Raw genomic sequence first — 18,156 nt, 5'->3', positions numbered from 1 at the left:
CGAGACCGATGGATCTGCGCCGCAGCACCGGAGTCCAGGTTGGCGAAAACAACACCCAGAACATCACCTACCAGGCCACGGACAGACACGTCCCCACTAGTTCTCCTGTCACGCAGATCAATCGCGGGAAGGCAGGAAATGGCGGCAGTCTGATCAATTTTCTAATACAAGGAGACGTGCGTGGTGGAATAATCCAGATTGGACCACTAAGTGCAGCAGCTACCCCCATGCTCCGTAAGGCAATATTGATTGCGCTCATCATTCTGCTTCTACTCACAGGTATGGGGGCCTACGGTTTAATTCATCTGGCCAACAAAACTTCCGACAGTCAGGCAGACCCCCGCATCACAGGTAAAGAGCATGCCTTGCAAGCACTGCCGAGCCTGGGGGACATGCCGTACAACTGGCGCGAAAAAGAAGCGAAAACAATAGGCTCACCCAGCGTGGACGGTGAACTCTACACGGCATACGTGGGTTTCGAGTCACCGAACGAAGAGTACTATTTGCTCTTTTACTTGAGGTTGATGGCGGGTGACGGTGTCGCCCAAGCGCAATTCCGCGACGAGTCTGAGGGGTGGCTTGCCGTCTCTAACACCGCAAAAGTCGGCGATGAATCTTATACGATGCGCGTCGAGGATCACGAATTTTTCGCCCTCAACTACAGATCGGATTCGGTCATGGCGTACGTTGCAATAAAAGGGAAACCGCCAAGGAGATGGCTGGATATCGCCGCCGAGGGTGCTCAGATGCTTCTCGCACGCATAGATGACGTGCGCGAAGGGATCGAACCGCGAGCGCGGATAACCCACTTGTAAACCCGTCACTACTGACCTTGAACTCGTGATGTCGGGATGGGCTGGCTGGTCCTTGTCCTGTGCAATATCTCCGTTGGATACTCTATCCGCAGGGGGGGCTGGTTGACCGCCGAATGTCGGGAGTTCTAGGAACGGTTACGGCTGGGGGCGGCCGAGGATTTCCAAGTCGGCTGTGGTGTGGTGACAGGAGGCGGCATGGACGTCGATGAGGTTGCGCACGGCCCCGCGGTCGGCCAGCGCCCGCACCTTGGTGCCGATGACGTCGTCCAGAGCGAGGACGGGACCGTACACGGTAGGCGTCGGCGGGCGCCAGAATGCCTCTTTGAGGATGTCGACCTCGCACTCCTCGCCGCTGGCAGGGTCGGTGACGACGAGACGGCCGGAGAGCGGGTCGACACCGATCTCCCGCACCCGCCAGCCGCGCTCGGCCAGCCCAGCAGCGAGGGCGCGGGTGATCTCCGCCATGGGGGCAGGGGTCTCCGTGACGACGTCGAAGTCCTGGCTGAGCCGGTCGACCAGGCCGTGGGCCTGCACGGCGTACCCGCCAGTGATGACCAGCGGGTAGGGGGTGCCGATGGCCAGGACGTCGGCCAGGAGCCGGCGGTGCAGGTCGCTAAGGTTCACGCCGCGGCTGCCGGACGGGCGGCGGCCAGCTCGGCGAACGCGGCTTCCCATACGTCTCGGATGGCGCGGCTGATCAGCGTGCGCAGCACGGGCCACTGGGCCGCCAGGAGGTCGCGGTTCAGCAGGGTGATGAGGTCGTCGTGCTGTCCTTCGGCCAGCAGTGTGCGGTACATGCTCATCCGCGACCGTGGCCGGTCGAGGTCGAACCGGGTCAGGCCCGACCAGGCCACGTGCAGCGGCAGCTGCACCGTGCCGTGCGCCGGCCCGGCCAGCTCACCGAGCCCGGCGGGCAGCCTGCGGGCGTACCGCTCCCGCAGCACCTCAGCAGCAGACGGCGACGACTCGGCAGCGGGCATGGCGGACATGCAGACAAGTATGGTGCAGTGCTCGGGTGAGCGTGCCGCCGGTGACTTCCCGCTGGCGTCAACGAGCAATCGGAAAGGTCTTTGCCGAGCAGTGTCCGGAGCTGTGGGAGGCGCCGGTTGTTGAGCTCATAGGACCAGTGGGACTCACCGCTCGACTCGGCGCCGGGCGAGTTCCTTGAGCTCCATGCGTGCGGCGGGTGTGCCCGCTGGTCCACGCCAGTACGGGTGCCCGGCGATCTGGGCCGACAGCTCCTGCAGGCGTCGGCGGTCCGTGGCCGTGCTGGTCGCCGGGCTGGAGTCCGCGAGCTGCCAATACGTGCGGTACCAGGCGGTCTGCGCCTCCATGAGGTCAGAGGGGAAGTCGTTCTGGGTCATGCCCCGGTTAGATCGCTTGTTCGAATTTGAAGGCAATAGGGCGCGCGGCGTCCGAGGGGGCTGGCGCGCGGGGTCCGCCCGCACATGTCTGCCGCACGGCCTGCCGGGACGCTCCGCGGCGGAGGGCTCGAGGAGGGTCAGCCGCAGTCGTTGCGGTTGATACGCAGCGAGCGGGTCTGGTCGTTGAGGTTGTAGCCGCGCAGGTCGTGGATCGATCCGCCACTCTTGGTGACGCATACCCACCGGCCGGAGTAGTTCCTCTTTTCGTAGACGCGTGCGGTGCGGCCGGAGTTGTTCCGCACCGAGCTGCTGCGATCGCGGATGGCGGAGGGGAGGTCCTTCACGCTGCCGTCGACGGCCCGCTTCACCCACGGTTGCCCGCCGAAGTTGATCTCGGGGTAGATGCAGACGTATCCGTCGGGGCAGTCGATCTCTGCCGACGCCGCGTCGGCTGGTGCGGCAGCGGGAGCTGTGGCGGTCAGGAGGGGCACGGTCAGCGCGGCGGCCACCAGGCCGCGGGAGAGAAGGTGGTTCATCATGCTCATAGCGACCGCACCGAGGTGCTCACTGCGTTGCGTCGGCCTCGGTCCGGGCCTCTTCGGCCTCCGTGCGCAGGTCGGGGACTGCTGGGTGGTCGGGGCCGTTGACGCGCAGGACGTCGCCGAGCAACCGCTCGAAGGTCGCTGCGGCCGGCGCATGGCGCCCGGCCTGTCGGTAGGCGCGGGCCAAGCGGTAGCGCGCGTCGTAGACGTCGCTGTCGTCCGGGTGACGCGTGCGCTCGTACGCTGCCAGATTAGCGCGCAGGAACTCGATCGCGTCGGTGAGCCGACCGGTGCCGAGGTAGGCCTTGGCGAGCTCGGAACGGACGATGAGCGTCGTGTCGTGGTCGGTTCCGCTGATGGCGACGATCCCGGCGAGGGACCGCTCCAACCACTCGATCGCCCGCCCTGTCTGTCCCGCTTCGTGGAAGGCAGCACCCAGATTGGCCATCCACGAGAACGTCCGGAAGTGGTCGACGCCGAAGTAGCGCTCGTAATCGTCGAGCATCTCCCGGCCGAGCGCGATGGCCTCCGGGTGGCGACGGGCGTCGAGGTAGGCGTGGAACAGGGCTGCCTCACGTTGGAAGGTGTTGTCGTGCTGCGGCCCCAGATCCTTGATACTGCCCGCCACGGCACCCTCCAGCAGTGTGACCGCCCTGTTGATCTGTCCTTCGGCGTGGCACATCCGGGCCAGTTGGTGCTGGACAAACAGCAGGGTATCGGTGCCTTCCGGCTCTGGTGTGCGCTCGTAGCCGTCCAGGGCCCGCTGGTAATAGGTGATCGCCTCGGCGTTGCGTCCGGCGGTGCGGTAGGCCTCGGCCAGCTGTGTGCAAGTTGTCAGAGTGTCGCGATGCTCCGGGCCGACGACCCGCTCGTAGCCGGAGAGGATGGCGTGGTACTCGCGGATCAAGCCGTCCAGCTGGGCTCCCGCGTCGCCACCGTTGGCCTGGACGGTTGGCGGGATTGCCATGAAATATGTCGCGTAGTCGGCCCGCATGCGCAGTACGTCCACGTGGTCGCGCCCCAGCCGCCCGGCTGCTTCGTCGATGCGATCTCTGAGCTGTTGGAAGAACTCGGCGTTCAGCTCGAGGATGTTGTCTTCATGGTAGTCGGCGGTCATGCCGGTCCTTCCGCAGTCGTCGCGCCGGGGGAGGCGAGCCGGTGGACGACCGCCGCGCGCATGAGGTCCAGCAGGGCGCTCACCTCGGGCGAGGGAGCTTCGAGCGCATCCAGGGCCGCTAGGTCTCCTTCCGCGAGCGACGCCAACGGGCGGTGCGGCCATACGGTGGGGTGGTGCAGGTCGTGGAGGGTGGCGACAAACTTCCAGCTGTGTTGGCGGTGTTGCCAGCTCCCGTGGACGAAGTAACGTCCGTTCGATGAGGCGGTGTGGGCATGCGGCTCGTCGACTCGCACGGTGACAAACCGAGGTGCGGGTACGGGCACCAGGGTGGAGCTGTCGAAGAAGCGGGTCTCATTCCCCTGCTGATCATTCTCCCGCTGCGCCGAGCCGCCCAGAACCCGCCAGTCCGGCAGGACGAACAGCTGCCAGAGCGGGGGCGTCCCCTCGGCATGGGCGATGAGGTGCACCGCTCCTTCGGCCAGTTCCCAGCGGCACAGTTGGCCGTCGGCGCCGGAAGTCACCACTTCATCTGGGGAGGGCATGGCCAGTCCGAGGATCTCGCCGTGGCCGACAGGGACCAGGGTCTCGGCATGAGCCGAACGTACCAAGGTGTCCGTGACCACGAACCGCTCGCCGTAGGCTATGACCACCCGGGTACCCGTCGGGTCCACGGCCAGCCGATCAGCGCGGGGTAGCCCGAAAGAGCGCAGATCGACGTCGTTAAAGTGTCCTTCGCGCGTGCCCACCAGGATGGTGGGATTTCCCTTCATCCGGACGAGAAACCCGTGGGCGGTAACTGCGGTCGAGGCGAAGCACAGGGCGCTTCCAGAGGCGATCACCGCCCCGACCCCGTCGGCGTAGCGCACCAATTCGTCCTCGTCTCCAGGGCGTTGGGAGTGACGGACTGCCAGGACTGCGTCGCCATCGAGACAGACGAGGGCCTCGTTCACCTCCTCGCCTTCGTGCACACGGTGGTGTCGCCCAGTCGCCAGGTCCAGCAGCTCCAGCCACCGCTCACCGTCCTTCCCTCTCGGGTAGAACGCCATCCGGGGCTGGCAGAAGGCGAAGGAAGTCAAGTGGACCGAGAACCCGTCGAACGGGACCTGCCGCGCCCCGGGTGCCATGCACGCCTCGGCGAGCGCGGCGGCCGTGCGAGGGTCGACCGACGCCAGCCGGTGCAGCAGCTCTCGCCCGGATGCGTCAGTCGGCTGCCAGCGGTCTGCCAAGAAGCGGCGGACCAGCCGTACAGTGTCCAGGACCGGCACCGAGCAGGCGAAGTCCCACAGGTGTTGCCACTGTGCGGCCTCGGCGAGCCGCTCGGCCGCCTCATCGATCTCCTTTTCAGTGCCCCACGGCAGGCGCTCCTCCGGGCCCTCAGCGTGTCGCAGCGGGTACAGCGCGGCCATACGACTCTCGGTGCCGCCGTCCCGCAGCGACTGCCGGTAGAGCGTCAGCGCTTCCTCCGCGGCGGCGCGGGCCTGCGGATACCGGCCGGCGTTGTCGAGCGCCGCGGCGAGTGTCGCGACAGCGGCCGCGAGCATCGGCCGGTAATAGCGGGGATGGGCTTGTGTCAGCTTCCGGTAGATGTCGACTGCCTCCCCCATGGACGCCATGGCGTCGGTCGGCGGTCCGGCCTCGAAGCGAAACTGACTCAGTTCCAGGAGTGCTTTGGCAAGGACCGGACGGCCGTTGTCGGGATACAGGAAGAGAGTCGAACGGATCGTGCCCACGGTCTCCTCTGCCAGCTCCATAGCCTCGTCCAAGCGGCCGACCCGGGCCAGCGCACTGCATCGGTCGGTCAGCAGGTCCAGATGCCGGGGGTAGCTGAGCAACCATCGGCGCGGCTTCCGGGACAGCACGTCCTCGTGCAGCGCTATGGCCTCTTCGGCCAGGGACAGTGCCTGGTCGGGCTCTCCGAGCACGGACAGCGTCCGGCTCAGGCCGCTCAGCAGGTCGACCAAGATCGCGTAGAGATCGGGCTCCGCATGCGCCAGCGGCCGCAGCAGCGCGATGGCCTCTTCCAGACGGGGGCAGGCTTCGGCGTGCTGGCCGGTATTGGTCAGCTGTGCGCCGAACTGCCCGAGAGCAGAGGCCAGGCCTTGCCGGTGCGCGGGGTCGGCGTGCGCCGCCCGTCGGAACAAGGTGACCGATTCTTCGGCGATGTCCCGGGCGTCCGTCCACCGGCCGGCCTGGGCATGGCTATAGGCGAGCCCCATGAGCAGATCAGCCCGAGTCGCCTCGTCGGCGGTTGCCAACAGATGGTCGGTCAGTATCCGGTCACCGAGATCGCCGATGCCGACGGCCAGTTCGGGCACGCGTTGGTCGTGGAATCCCAGGTAGAGCAATTCGAGTACGACCTTGTCGGCGTCCTCGATCGCCGCCAGCGAGGACAGCAGCGCGCTGCCGCCAGCCCGGGCCAGTTCAGGCTTCCGCAGCAGTAGCGGATACAGCACCCGCTCGCCGACATGCGGCCAGCGCTCGGTCGCCGCAGCGAGGAAATCCAGCGTACGCCCAGCCCACCGGGGCGGCCTTCCATAGCGCCTGTCGAGCACGGTGTGGGCCGCGGTGACCGACCACAAGTCAGTGGGGTATCCGGTGACGGGGCTGCCTGGCACGGTGAGCGCGAGGAAGTCCTCGGCCAGCCGGTCCGGCATCAGAGGCTCCAGGACGTCGGTGCTCGCTGGCAGCGCGGCCGGGTAACAGACGGCATGGTCGGACACCACCTGACCGACCCGCTCGAACATCAGCCCGGCCAGCAGTTCCTCGGCCCGCTCCCGTCGCAACGGCCCGGTCAGGACCGCGGTGAACACGGCCCGGCCCATCACCTGGTCCGGCGTGCAGAAGTCGACGCCGCGTAACCGGTTCTCGTGGAGTTGTCGCCAGTTCTCCTGCTCCCGGTCGAGCAGATAGCCGGTGAGCCCGAGCATGTCCGTCGGCGGAGTACGGCCCTGGGCCCGGGCATCCACCGCGACCAGAGCGGCCATGTGCACCGCCAGGGTCAGGCTGAAGTCAGGGTGGCTCAGGTCCACCGGGCAGGTGACGTCGTCCGGGGCCGGTCCGGGTAGTGGCGCGCGAAGCAGTCCCGCGCGGCGCGAAACATCGGGGCGCGGATGTCCTGCTCCGCGGGGAGCGGCGCCAGCGGCTGGTCGGAGGTCTCCATCCCGGTCCGTAACCGGTTCAGCGCCCCGCGCAGGGCCGGCCAGCCTCGGACGGACCGCGCCAGCAGCAGCACCCGCACGGGCACGCTCTGCCGCAGCAATCCGTTACGGAACAGCCAGTTGAGGTGCCCCGTGGGCCATCGGTCAGCGTAGTCGACCAGCAGGAGCACTCCGCGGTGATAGCGCACCCGCAGATCCTGGCTGCCTTCGGCCGGCGGGTGAGTGTCGGTGCCGTGCACCGCGTGCACCACGAGCCATCCGGCCTCCTCACAGTGGGCGGCGAACCGGACGGTCAGCCGGGTCTTGCCCTGGCCGCCCGCGCCGTGCAGTCAGCGCGCCGCCAGCCGGTCGGTCGCATCCCGCCAGGCGGTCAGCTCGGCCAGCTCGTCGTCCCTGCCCAGGAAATCGACCACTTCCAGTCGGGCGTCCAGCATCCGGCACGGCTGCGCCCGCAGCCACTCCGATCCCTGCGCAGCTGCCTTCAGGTGCCGCAGCAGCAAGTAGAGCGGGCTGCCGTCGCCGAACACGTGGAGGTCCGCGCCCACCACCCCGTAGGCGAAGCCGCCGACTGCCCGGACCTCCTGCTGGGCCTCCCGCGGTGGTGGCCAGCCGTCGTCGGAAGAGGTCACGCCTCGTCCTGCGGACGGGACGCGTCCGGACACGTCCGGGACTCGTCGGTCTGCCGGTAGATGATGTTGCCGCCCTGGACGGCGAATTGAGTGGCGCTGCCGTAGGCGACGTTCTTCTGCACCCATGGCTGCTGCCCGCTCGATGGCTGAGGGTCGATCCGGTCGGCGTCGGATTGGGCGGGGGCGGCGAGCGGCCGGGCTGTTCCCGGGGCGTCCGCCTCCGGGGTGCGGCTGATCAGTTCGAAGGCGAAGGCCGCCGCGTTCCGGGAGGCGACCGGCTGCCAGTGCTCGTCATGTGCCTCGCCCTTGTCTCCGAGCAGATCGGAGATGCCCCGGACCACCAGCGCGTCCAGCTGCTGATTGGCATACGCGCCGGCGAGGAAGCCAAAGCCCTCCATGTCCACCGCGAGCGCGTCACCCGCGCTGGCCGCGAGCCTGAGCCCGACGTCCGAGCGGTGGTGCGCCACCACCCGGCCGCCCGCCGCGAGGGGCTTCACATGGGCGCGGGGGCGCGACGCGTCATCCCCGGAGCGGATCCGCCGCTGCCATGTGTCGGCGGCCGCCACCAGCCGGGCCAGCTGCACCAGCCCGTACGCGGACTGATACGTCTTCTGTCGGGGCAAAAACCCCGACTCGGTGTCCTTGCCCGTCTCGTAGTCGTACACCGCATCGGCGGCCACCACATCCCCCAGCGCCACATCCTTGCGCCCGCCCGCCACCCCCACGAACAACACCGCCCGGGGCGTGAAAAGCGCCGCCGCCCGCTCAACCGAGGCCGCCGCGCCCGGATTCCCCGGACCCGTCATATGGATGGCGACGGTCCGCTCGGTAGGCCCGTCGCGGAACACACCCAGCTCGAACAGCGAGCCCCGCTCCGCCTCGACCAATCGTGGCTTCTCCAGATGGGCGTGCACCGCCCGGTACTCGACCTCCAGCGCGGTCAGAATCACCACATCGGCCCGCACCGCGTCGCCGTTGCCACCTACACCCACAGATCCCCCTAGGGCTGCCCTTGCCCACACCTTACGGACACCGACGCACCCGATGTGGCTCTGTTCACGAGAACAGGGCGACAGTTGTTCAGCAGCCCGGGAGCCCTGTAGACGACAGCCGAGCGGGGTCCATCAGAAAGTCGGAGGACCCCTGCGGCCGCTTTCCGCCGGGGGTCTCCGCTCGCCTCACCGTACGGTGATCACCTGCGGCACCGGCGTACGGCCCTGTCCGGACTCACTCACGGCCTGTGTGAACGGTTGGAGGGCCACCCAACGGCGAATGCCCTGAATTGCCTCCGTTGCTGTTCATCCTCCGCGATGCGGTCGGCGAGCACGACTCGATCGATGGACGGGACGGAGGGCCAGACGCCGAACCTCGGTCGAGTCGAGAGTCTCGACCGCACCGGCTGGCCGGAGCGAGCCCGTACCGGCCTGCGCACCCTAGCCGCCTCGGACTGACCGAGGAGGTCGTTGCTGTCGTCGTCCTGCTCACCTCCGACCGGACTGCCTCGGCCACCGGGGCCGGGTTCGACAGGTCGTGCCGGAGACCTTGGTGTGCCGCTCAGCGCAATGAGCGGTATAGCCAGCGGTAAACCTGGGCCACAACCACGACTGTGAATAAAGCTACAGCGGATTGAATTGGCCCGGGAGAACCTTCTGAGAGGAAACGAACGAAGAGACGGCCGACCAGAGCCTGGCACGAGGAAGCTGAGCACGGTGCCAAGCCGCAGGCCTGGGGAGAGGTTCGTGGAGAAGATCTTCGACAGCAAAGACTTCCCAGCGCGAGATGCTCTTTCAGCGTGGGAGAAGGTCACCTCGGATGCAGTGATGCCGACATCGTTCAAGCTGATCGGTACAGACGTCTTCCGTGGATGGTTCAGCACGATGCCACTGGGAGCGGTCCAAGTATCAGCGATGGCCTACTCGTCGTACATCACACAGAGAACCCCGAAGCTGATCCGCGCCTCGGACCCGGAAATCCTGGCCTTCGGCGTCACGAACTCCGGCCCACATGTGATCGAGCAGAATCGCAATCGCGCTGAGCTCCGACCGGGTGAACTCCTGCTCGTCGAAAGCTCACGCCCCTTCGAGACCTACGCCGACGGCGGGAACACCCTCATCCAGTTTCCCCGCGCGCTGCTTCCCTTACCGACCCGCCACATCAATCAGCTCATCTGCCGAGCCCTTCCCGGCGATCAGGGCATGGGACGCCTGCTGACAGCCTTCCTCACCCACCTCGCAGTTCACAGCACGAGCTACACGCCCCATAACGCCGCGCGACTCGGCACCGTCGGCCTGGACTTGGTCACCGCTACACTGGCGCACTTCCTGGAGCGTGAGGGAGACATCCCCTCCGACTCCCAGCAACGCGTCCTGTACATGCGCATCACCGCGTTCATCGAGCGTCACCTCGGCGACACCCTCCTTACTGCAGGCGAGATAGCAGCAGCCCACCACATCTCAGTTCGCTCACTGCACAGGCTTTTCCAGCAACACGGCCTGACCGTCCGTTCCTGGATACGCGGCCGACGCCTCGAACGCTGCCGTCGAGACCTGGCTGACCCTTTGCAACGTCACGTGCCTATCCACGCCATCGCAACGCGCTGGGGATATCCCCAGGCCGACGTGTTCTCCCGAGCGTTCCGGTCGCACACCGGGATGTCCCCCAGAGCGTTCCGCGGCGGATCATAGGGCAGCGGGCGCCCGGTGATCGCACCGAACACATGGCACGGTCTGCCAACGAGATGGCGCTCCACGTCAATGTCTCGCTGTAGACCGGCTGGAACGCTGGACGCTGGCAGGTCGAGAAGACAAGGTACTCAACCGCTGAGAACCCGGCCTGTCACAAGGAGGCTATTGTGCGACTGCGCAGGAAGGTGTCCGTCGCCCTCGGGACCGTGGCCCTGCTCGCCGGAGCATCGTTCACGCAGGCCCACGCGTCCGGGCCGGCCACGTCCAGCGGTCTGTCCAGCTGCCCCTCGGGCTACGCCTGTTTCTGGGGGTGGTCCGGATACTCCGGCAACATGGGCAAGGTAGCCGGAAACAACTCCGACTACCGAGCCCTGACAAGCAGCAGCGACGGGTGCGGGAGCACCTGGAACAACTGCATCCGGTCTGTCGCCAACCGCGGGACCCAGTGCACGGTCTACTTCTACGACGACTACAACTACGGAAAGTCGCACCGCTGGCACAGCCTGAGTCGAGGCGACGAAGTGGGTGACTTCGCCACAGGGTACAACGACGCCGGCTTCAAGGACGTGATCAGTTCCAACAAGTGGTGCTCTTCGTGAGTCTTCGCACCAACCGGCGGTCCGCGCTCCTGGCGCGGACCGCCCTGGTGGGAGTCGTGCTCGGAGTCGGCCTGACGAGCTGCACGGAACAGCACGCGACCAACCGCCCCATGGGACCGGTCCCTGCCCCCAGCGCATCGGCGGTCGATCTGGCCACGCACAGCGGCACCTGGCCCCGAACCCAGCGAGGGATCGAGGACGCCCTGTCCGCGCTGGAGCGCCGCTGCCTGCGCGACAACGGATTCGACTACCCCGTCGTCAGATCGGCACCGTTCACCAAGCCGGAGAATGAGACCGCTGTCATCAACCTCGCCGGGCGCACTACACACGGCTACGGCTTCGACGCCGCACCTACGGCACCGCCTTCCGACGCCTTCTACAACCGGTTGACGGCCAAGGAGAAGCGCCGGTTCACCGCCGTACTGTTCGGCCCGGACGACAAGAGGAGGACCGTCGGACGCTTCCGTATGGGCACGGTGAGCGTGCCCACCCAAGGCTGCACCGCACAGAGCCGGCGGAAGCTGTTCGATAACGTCGTCACATGGGCCCGGATCACCTACACGGCAGAGGACATCGACGAGAGACTCGCCCGTGCAGCCACATCCGACCCGCAGTACACAGCGGCGCTGCGACTGTGGTCCGCGTGCATGAAGTCGCGCGGTTACATCTTCACGTCTCCGGCCAAAGCCGAGGCTGCGGCCAAGGCGGCGCACGGCCCTACCGGTCCCCCAGGGAAGACACCCGCAAAGGAGATCCACATCGCGGTGGCAGATGGCACATGCGCGCAGGCGTCCCATCTGCCCCGGTCGGAACTCCAGGTCCGCCGACGCCTCGTGACGACACTGCCGCCGAACGACCGACGACTGCTGGAACACCTAGCGAAAAGCCGCTACATGGCTCTGAAGCGAGCCGATTCCCTGGATTGACCTGAGAGGCCATGTCACCACCGTAGGCACGCCGCCCAGCACCGGCTATGGCCCGGGAGCGCCGGCTCCACCGCCTGGAGCGCGGAGGAGCCGAGCGCGGACGCCGCCGCGATCGGCTCCTCATCCAGCTCGTCCGGCTCCGTCAGCTCCATGAACTTGCGCTGGGCGGTGTGATGTCAGCCTGAAGCGACGCCCGGACGTGGGCGGCAACGGCGGCGACGTCGTCCGCGTCGTCCAGATCGGCGGACCAGGTAGCCGCGATCAGGCCGGCCTCCACCGTCAGGGCCTCGGTCCGGCGCCGGTAGCCGCATGGCTCGCACAGCCCGGCCGCCTGGTCCTGCCCGCAGTCCTCGCACGGCAGCGCCTGACGGGCCGCCTCGGCGGCGGGCCTGCACCGTGGCGGCCTGCTCACGCCGCCACACGAAGTTCTCCGCGTCCAGGGCCGCCTCTCGCCAAGGCGGCCCGCCCATCTGCTGGACGAGTGCGAGCAGGTCGAAGATTTGGTCGGCCTCGCCCTGGCCGGTGACAACCTCCTTGAGGCGCTGCCCATCCGATCCGAAGGGCTCGATGATGCGGGACGAGTCGCCGCTCGGATGCCCGTCAGGGTCTTTTTGGTCTGTCCCGTTTCAGGCTCTTGCTCGGTTCCTCCCGGTGCTTCACTATCTGTGATCATACGAATACGACGGATGGCGGGCGCACAACCCCGTGCCCTCATCTGAGCGCCGCTCTGGCTCAGGCTGCCGGTCATGACGAAGCCGGGACCGCTGACTCAGCCCCGGCTTCGACTCGTTGCTCTGACTAGGCGGCCCCGCCTCCCGTCCGCCGGATGATCAGACGCGCGATCTCCCGGCAATGGTTGGCCACAGCTCGGCCATGCTCGCGGATGGTCTCTGCCCGCTCCTGTGACTCAGATCCGCACGGGGCGGCCGGGTCCGAAGCGATGGAGATCAGAGCGAGCACTCCGAGAAGTGTCGGAACTGCTTCCGTCAGAGCTTTGATCATTTTCGATCAGGCCTCCCTTGTGGGAAGTGCGCTCTGTGACCCCCAACTTATCGCGCGCCCTCCATTACGTCAGGCAGTCACCACAGGCGGCCCGATCAGAGTGCACTCCGCCACCAGGACTCCCGGGGCGGAGTGCACCACGCGGTACAGCGCCCAGTGGCCCCCATCCAGCCGCCCGGCCACCTGCGACCGGTGTGCGCCAGCACCCGACCGCCCAGCGGTCCACCGACGAATCGCACGATCACCATGTGTCCTCCTTCTAGTAGTGGAGGGGCCGTCCCCTCCACTACTTCAGGAGCTCCCGTCCCGGCACGGACAGCATCGCCCGCGCGGCGCCCGCCGATCGCGGGAGGAATCGTCGGGGCACCGCGCCGGGGCGAGGCGGGTGGGTCATTCCTCGGGCGGGGGAGCGTCGACGGCCCGGTTCCGCTCCCGTCGCCGGATCATCCCCCGCCAGAGGGCGGTTCCGGTGACGAGCAGGATTCCGGCGACCAGGTTGTCGGCCACGTCGTGGGCGAGGAAGGCGAGCACCGGTTCGGTCTGCTGCGTCATCGGCCACCCCCGGCCGGGGCCTGGGCCGCAGCTCCGTACCGGACGTCGACCTCGCCGCGCTCGGCCATCGCCCGGGCCCGCTTGCACAGCCGGGCGAACTGGCCCTCGACCGCGCGAGAGGTCATGCCCCACCTCCGCCAGCGAAGCCCGCAACGTCTCCTGCAGCTCCGGGTGTTCCGCCGCTCGCTCCACGGCCAGTGCCGTACGGAACTCGCGTCGTGCCCGTGCCCGCGCCCGCGCACCTGCCGCCGCGTACGACTGACCCAGGCGGCGCCGGATCTCCATCTCGAGCCGCGTGCGGTGTGGCTCCGAACGCTGCGAGATGCCTGCGTGCAGCGCCAACGCCTGGCGATGGCGGCGTTGCGCCTCTGCAAGGTCCTCCGCGACCGACCCCAGCCGTGTCAACGTCAACGCCAGCAGCAGCGCGTCGCCGGTATCCCGCAGCAGTGCCTCACTGCGCAGCAGCACAGCCCGCGCCTCTGCCCGTTCACCGAGCGCCGCATGCCCGTCCGCAAGGAAGACGAGGCGCTGGCTGACCAGTATCGGGCGGCCGTTGCGCTCTGCCGCGGCGAGCGCCGCCCGCCCGTCGGCGAACGCTGTAATCACCTCACCCTGCCTGAACCGGCTCATCGACCGCAGCGCCAATGCCAGCGACACCCCCCACTCGTCGTCGGCCCGTTTCAGGATCGGCAGCACCTCATCCATGGTGGGCGTCACCGTGTCGTACCGCCCCTGCAAGAAGTCCTGCATGGCCAGACCGGTCAGAGGCAGCGCCGCCATCGTCTCGTCGCCGTTCTCGCGGGCGGACTTCAGCGCCTGCCGGAACCAGTCGTTACCCTGCGCGTGCCGGCCCTGTTGGTAGTCCAGCAGCCCGAGCGACACCGCCGCCAGGACCTGCATCGCCGGGTCTCCGCTCCGCGGCGCGCAGCGCCGTCGTCAGCGCCGTGCGCCCCTCGTCGTAGCGATCGTGGTGGAGGAAGTAGTCCCGCAACGCAACCCCCAGCTGCGCCGTCAGGACGTCCTCGCCGTGCGCCGCCGCGTACCTCGGTACGTCCGCTAGGTCCGCCCCCGCCTCGTCCAGCCACCGCGCCGCGTCCCGCGCGGAATCGAACCGCTGCGGATCTGCGTCCGATGCCCGGCCGTCGTCACCGGTGAGCCGGCCCGCTTGGACCACAGCTCCAGTACCTGACGGCGGGCTTGCGCCGTCTCCTCAGGCCGACACATTCGCCTTCCACTGCTCGCGGAAGTTAGAGGATCCCCACGATGTGGTGCCGCGGCGCATCATGCAGGGCGGCCAGGCCCTCCGGCGGCACCGGCTCCGCTCGGGCCGGAGCGGTAGGCGCCGGAAGCTTTCCAGCGGCGGACGTCCTGCCGGCTGAGCAGCAGGACTCCCGCCGCCAGCGCCAGGCCCAAGGGAAGGTACTCGAGCGTCCGCCGGGACATGTCCGGGAGCAGGGGGGCCAGGCACAGCACCACCGCGAAGATCCCGGAGAAGATCTTGACGAAGCCCATGGCGACCTGACCGCCGAACCAGGTCCGCAGCAGCAGGCCGCCCATCGGCAGCCCCACGAAGAGCAGCAGCGTCGGGAGGCCGTTCGCCCCTCCGGCCTGCGTCGCGGCGAGGAACCCCGCCCATGCCAGCGCGATCAGCGGCACCGCGACCTTGATGGCCCGCGGGCGGCTCACCCGGCCGGGCGGCAGGCCAGGCGGGTCGAGGCCAGCCCGGCGGAAGACCGGACGGATGGCCAGGGGGAACGCGCTGCGGACCCAGGCCAGGCGGTCGATCAGCCAGATCACCTCGACCTCGGGATCCGCAGCTCCGAGGGGCGCCAGGTGGGGCGTCCAGTCGGCGTCGAACCAGACGGCGTCCTTGATGTACGTGTCCGGTCCGTCGACCATGACCGCCGGCCGGCCATCGCCCTCCGCCTCCAGGGAGGGCAGCCCCTTGGGGAAGGCGTCCTGCATGGCCTCCCGGAAGGACGCGTACTGTGCGGCGTCCCTGACCACGATCAGCACCAGCCGCTCCGGCTGGTCCTGTGCGACCACCTGCTCCACCTCCCAGCGTAGATTCCGGCCTGGGCCGCAGGCCAGCAGGACGAGCGCCGCCCGGTCCAGGGCGGCGAGCACCTGCGCCTGCCACCGTTCGTCCGAGGAGTAGTGCCGCCCCGCCCCGGCCTGCGGCAGCCGGTCCTTCGGGCGGCCGAGCGCCACCATCGCGCCGAACGGGGCGACCGCCTCCCGCAGTTGCTGCTCCTCGGTGTCGGTGTCGGCGGCCCACGGCCCGTCCCTGACCGGCCCGCGCTGCATGCGGGCGAAGCCCTCGTCGTCCGCGAAGGAGCGCAGGAACAGCACGGTCCGCTCGTCCTCCGGCAGCTCGGCCAGCGCCCGCAGCACCGGGGCCCGGTGCCGACTGCCGTGCCGGAGCGCGCGCCGCCCGCCCGTCAGCAGGGCGGCCATCAGCGCCCACTCGACGGCGACGGCGGGCCAGCCATGCTCTGCGTGCCATGTGCGCATCGACCGGTACGCGAGCGCTCCGCTCGCCATGCCGAGAGACATCGCCACCACGCCCACCGACTGGAGCACTACCCCCCACACCCGGGACTGCTTCAGCTCCGCGGCGACGCGCGGGGGCCGGGCGGGCCGGCCGGTCCCGCCCCGGGACTCCCGTTGTCCTTCCGCCATCCGTTCCCCCTCACCGTTTTACTGACGCTCCTTCAACCAAGGCTGGCAGAATCACCCGTATGGTGGAACCGGGTGAATCCGTCACGGAGCACGTCTGGAACCGGCAGAGCGTGTGGTCGCAGGCAGCCGACGCCGCGAAGCGGTCGATCGGCAGGGCCCGTGCCACGGCACTCGTGCTGGGGATCGCGGCCGCCGCGCTGGCGACGCTCGGTGCGCAGCTCATGGACGGGCACCCGACGCCAGGCCGTACGCTGACCTTCCTGGGCGCCCTTTCCGCCGGTCTCGTGCCCGTCGCGGCAAGCCGTTTGGGGGCGTCCTCGCTCCGGGACTGGACCCGGCTGCGCTCGGTCAGCGAGGCGCTCAAGAGCGAGGTGTACATGGCCTTGGCCCGCGCCGACGTCTACCGGGAGGGCGACATCGACGGCACCCTCCTCGACCGGGCCGACCGTGTGACGGCCCAGGCTGGCGACCTGCTGCACCGGGCCGACGGCCTGGCACCCCGGCAGCGCCCGCTGCCGGAGGTCCGCGACGTCGGCTCCTACACCGCCATACGGCTCACCGGACAGATCCGCGACTACTACCGGCCGCGCGCCGCGCTGATGTCCCGCAGGTGCACGGTCGTGCGGCGCTGCGAACTGTCCCTGGCCGTCGTCGCGTCCGGGCTGGGCGCTCTCGCCGGCGTCTACGGCACGGGCAGCGCGGCCCTCTGGGTGGCGACTGTCACCACGGTGACCGCCACGGTCACCGCCCACGCGGCCGCGGCCCGGTACGCCTACCAGGAACTGGAGTTCTCCCGTACGGCCGCCGAACTCGAGAGCCTCCTGGCCCGCCGGTTAGCGGGCGCGGGGGCGGACCGGCCGACGGACGCCATCCGGAGCGACGACGCCTTCATCAGCCGCTGTGAGCTGGTGATCTCGGCACAGAACGAGGCGTGGATGGCTAAGTGGGCGGCCGACTAGCTAGCGGTCCTGCCCAACCAGCCGCGTGAGCAGCTCGACGATCTGCGCCTGATTACGGTGTTCAGCGACGGCGCAACGCGGCGATTGCCAGGGGGACAAGTACGCCCAGGAGCCCGACCCCCACGCCTGCCGGGGCGGTAAGAGCCGGGTGCTGATACAGCACGTACACCGTCGCCGAGCAGACGAGGAACACCACCACCACGGCGAGCACCACCACCGTCACCAGGAGGTGCGGCGGCTCGCCCTGGGGCCGATGGGGCTGCTGACTATTTGACATCTGGGGCTTCCCTCCGGGACTGGTGGCCGTGCGCTGGCGGGGGCGGTGAATCGTCGGCTTGGGACAGCGGACAGGTTCGGGGAGTCATAGAGTTAGCCACGGCAACCTCGGGGACCACGTTCTCGCGGGCGCGTGCGTAGCCCCCGGCGGAGCGCAGCGCCAGGGCGTAGTCGTTCGCGGCGGCGATGGTGTACGGGTCCTCGTCGCCGAACAGCCGGATGGTCCGCCGCCAGCGGTCCTCCTCCAGCTCCACACAGCGTGCGTAATCACCCTGGTAGTGGGCATCTTTGGCGACCACCCCGATGGTGACCAGCGTGTTCTCGTGGTCGTCACCGTCGCCGACACGCGCCAGCTCAAGCGTCCGGCTGTTGAGCTCCCGGGCCTGCTCGAACTGGCCGAGCAGGGTGAGGACAGGGCTCAACGTGCGGGGAATGGCGAGCGTCTCCGGGTTGTCCTCGCCGAGCGAGACTAGCCACTTCTCGCCTACCCGACTGCCGAGTTCGAGGCGTAGCGACATGTTCCAGGCGGCGGCGACCGGTGCGGGATAGTCGACCGGAACCCCGCCGGCCAGCAGCTCGTTGCGGCGGGTGCTCACGTCCGCCCGCTCGTCCTCGAAGACCTGAAGGTACTCGTCGACCGGCATCCCCGTCTCGGTGAGCCACGCCGCCGCCTGCTCGATCGCCAGCGGCAGGTCGCCCAGGGTCTCGGCGATCCGGTCGGCCTGCTCGTCAGGCAGCTCAGGCCCCCGCCACAGGAGGAGTTGGATGCTCTCCTCGCGCTCGAAGACATCCACCTCGACGGTACGGGCGGCCCGCGACCACTGGGCGTTCCGCGAGGTCACCAGGATGCG

General features: G+C 68.6%; 17 protein-coding genes and 2 pseudogenes. 5 read left to right on the top strand and 14 right to left on the bottom strand.

The window, feature by feature from the left end; translation table 11 throughout:
* The first annotated feature begins 8 nt into the window (after positions 1-8).
* Positions 9-815, top strand: coding sequence for a hypothetical protein (locus ACZ59A_RS44610; RefSeq protein ID WP_470971536.1), 807 nt, complete (start codon positions 9-11; stop codon positions 813-815).
* A gap of 147 nt (positions 816-962) precedes the next feature.
* Here the strand turns inward: ACZ59A_RS44610 and ACZ59A_RS44605 are convergent.
* The 9 genes and pseudogenes from ACZ59A_RS44605 to ACZ59A_RS44565 all read right to left on the bottom strand — a co-directional run.
* Positions 963-1,439 (bottom strand): annotated as a pseudogene (locus ACZ59A_RS44605) (nucleotidyl transferase AbiEii/AbiGii toxin family protein); the annotation flags it as partial.
* Positions 1,436-1,795 (bottom strand): hypothetical protein, encoded by a 360-nt coding sequence (locus ACZ59A_RS44600; RefSeq protein WP_470971554.1) that lies wholly within the window; start codon positions 1,793-1,795, stop codon positions 1,436-1,438. The pseudogene ACZ59A_RS44605 and the gene ACZ59A_RS44600, both read right to left, overlap by 4 nt.
* 153 nt (positions 1,796-1,948) lie before the next feature.
* Positions 1,949-2,179 (bottom strand): hypothetical protein, encoded by a 231-nt coding sequence (locus ACZ59A_RS44595; protein ID WP_470971534.1) that lies wholly within the window; start codon positions 2,177-2,179, stop codon positions 1,949-1,951.
* A 137-nt stretch (positions 2,180-2,316) separates the two neighbouring features.
* Positions 2,317-2,718 (bottom strand): peptidase inhibitor family I36 protein, encoded by a 402-nt coding sequence (locus tag ACZ59A_RS44590; RefSeq protein WP_470971531.1) that lies wholly within the window; start codon positions 2,716-2,718, stop codon positions 2,317-2,319.
* A gap of 25 nt (positions 2,719-2,743) precedes the next feature.
* Positions 2,744-3,838, bottom strand: a complete 1,095-nt coding sequence (locus ACZ59A_RS44585; RefSeq protein WP_470971529.1) for a tetratricopeptide repeat protein — start codon at positions 3,836-3,838, stop codon at positions 2,744-2,746.
* Positions 3,835-6,867, bottom strand: coding sequence for a tetratricopeptide repeat protein (locus ACZ59A_RS44580; protein ID WP_470971527.1), 3,033 nt, complete (start codon positions 6,865-6,867; stop codon positions 3,835-3,837). The genes ACZ59A_RS44585 and ACZ59A_RS44580 overlap by 4 nt, the downstream gene beginning before the upstream one ends.
* Positions 6,858-7,247: a hypothetical protein gene (locus ACZ59A_RS44575; protein WP_470971524.1), complete on the bottom strand. Its 390-nt coding sequence runs from the start codon at positions 7,245-7,247 to the stop codon at positions 6,858-6,860. Before ACZ59A_RS44575 ends, ACZ59A_RS44580 begins: the two co-directional genes overlap by 10 nt.
* Before the next feature lie 78 nt (positions 7,248-7,325).
* Positions 7,326-7,625, bottom strand: coding sequence for a hypothetical protein (locus ACZ59A_RS44570; protein WP_470971522.1), 300 nt, complete (start codon positions 7,623-7,625; stop codon positions 7,326-7,328).
* Positions 7,622-8,617: a 5'-methylthioadenosine/S-adenosylhomocysteine nucleosidase family protein gene (locus ACZ59A_RS44565; RefSeq protein ID WP_470971520.1), complete on the bottom strand. Its 996-nt coding sequence runs from the start codon at positions 8,615-8,617 to the stop codon at positions 7,622-7,624. Before ACZ59A_RS44565 ends, ACZ59A_RS44570 begins: the two co-directional genes overlap by 4 nt.
* Before the next feature lie 747 nt (positions 8,618-9,364).
* Between ACZ59A_RS44565 and ACZ59A_RS44560 the strand changes: the two genes are divergently transcribed.
* The 3 genes from ACZ59A_RS44560 (at position 9,365) to ACZ59A_RS44550 (ending at position 11,834) form a co-directional block, all read left to right on the top strand.
* Positions 9,365-10,309, top strand: a complete 945-nt coding sequence (locus ACZ59A_RS44560) for an AraC-like ligand-binding domain-containing protein (protein WP_470971517.1) — start codon at positions 9,365-9,367, stop codon at positions 10,307-10,309.
* A gap of 167 nt (positions 10,310-10,476) precedes the next feature.
* The gene (locus tag ACZ59A_RS44555; RefSeq protein ID WP_470971515.1) at positions 10,477-10,908 is read left to right on the top strand and encodes a peptidase inhibitor family I36 protein; all 432 of its coding nucleotides are present in this window, start codon (positions 10,477-10,479) and stop codon (positions 10,906-10,908) included.
* Positions 10,893-11,834: a hypothetical protein gene (locus tag ACZ59A_RS44550; RefSeq protein WP_470971513.1), complete on the top strand. Its 942-nt coding sequence runs from the start codon at positions 10,893-10,895 to the stop codon at positions 11,832-11,834. Before ACZ59A_RS44555 ends, ACZ59A_RS44550 begins: the two co-directional genes overlap by 16 nt.
* Positions 11,835-11,976: 142 nt before the next feature.
* Here the strand turns inward: ACZ59A_RS44550 and ACZ59A_RS44545 are convergent, their stop codons facing one another.
* From ACZ59A_RS44545 to ACZ59A_RS44535, 3 genes are all read right to left on the bottom strand, one after another.
* Positions 11,977-12,246, bottom strand: coding sequence for a hypothetical protein (locus tag ACZ59A_RS44545; protein WP_470971510.1), 270 nt, complete (start codon positions 12,244-12,246; stop codon positions 11,977-11,979).
* 980 nt (positions 12,247-13,226) lie between these two features.
* Positions 13,227-14,288 carry a hypothetical protein gene (locus ACZ59A_RS44540; RefSeq protein WP_470971508.1) on the bottom strand — a complete coding sequence of 354 codons (1,062 nt, stop codon included), beginning with the start codon at positions 14,286-14,288 and terminating at the stop codon, positions 13,227-13,229.
* A gap of 381 nt (positions 14,289-14,669) precedes the next feature.
* On the bottom strand, positions 14,670-16,070 hold the full coding sequence (locus tag ACZ59A_RS44535) for a hypothetical protein (RefSeq protein WP_470971506.1): 1,401 nt from the start codon (positions 16,068-16,070) through the stop codon (positions 14,670-14,672).
* Between the two features lie 59 nt (positions 16,071-16,129).
* On the opposite strand from ACZ59A_RS44535, the gene ACZ59A_RS44530 reads away from it, so the two are divergent.
* Complete coding sequence (locus tag ACZ59A_RS44530) at positions 16,130-17,029, top strand: DUF4231 domain-containing protein (RefSeq protein ID WP_470971504.1); 900 nt, start codon at positions 16,130-16,132, stop codon at positions 17,027-17,029.
* A 61-nt stretch (positions 17,030-17,090) separates the two neighbouring features.
* On the opposite strand, the gene ACZ59A_RS44525 is transcribed toward ACZ59A_RS44530, so the two are convergent.
* Positions 17,091-17,306 carry a hypothetical protein gene (locus ACZ59A_RS44525; RefSeq protein WP_470971502.1) on the bottom strand — a complete coding sequence of 72 codons (216 nt, stop codon included), beginning with the start codon at positions 17,304-17,306 and terminating at the stop codon, positions 17,091-17,093.
* A pseudogene (locus tag ACZ59A_RS44520) lies at positions 17,296-18,156 on the bottom strand (hypothetical protein); the annotation flags it as partial. The pseudogene ACZ59A_RS44520 and the gene ACZ59A_RS44525, both read right to left, overlap by 11 nt.

It is taken from the genome of Streptomyces sp. NPDC040405, from assembly GCF_055595765.1.
The sequence above is the reverse complement of the archived record's forward strand: the minus strand, read 5'-3'. Positions and strand labels throughout refer to the sequence as shown.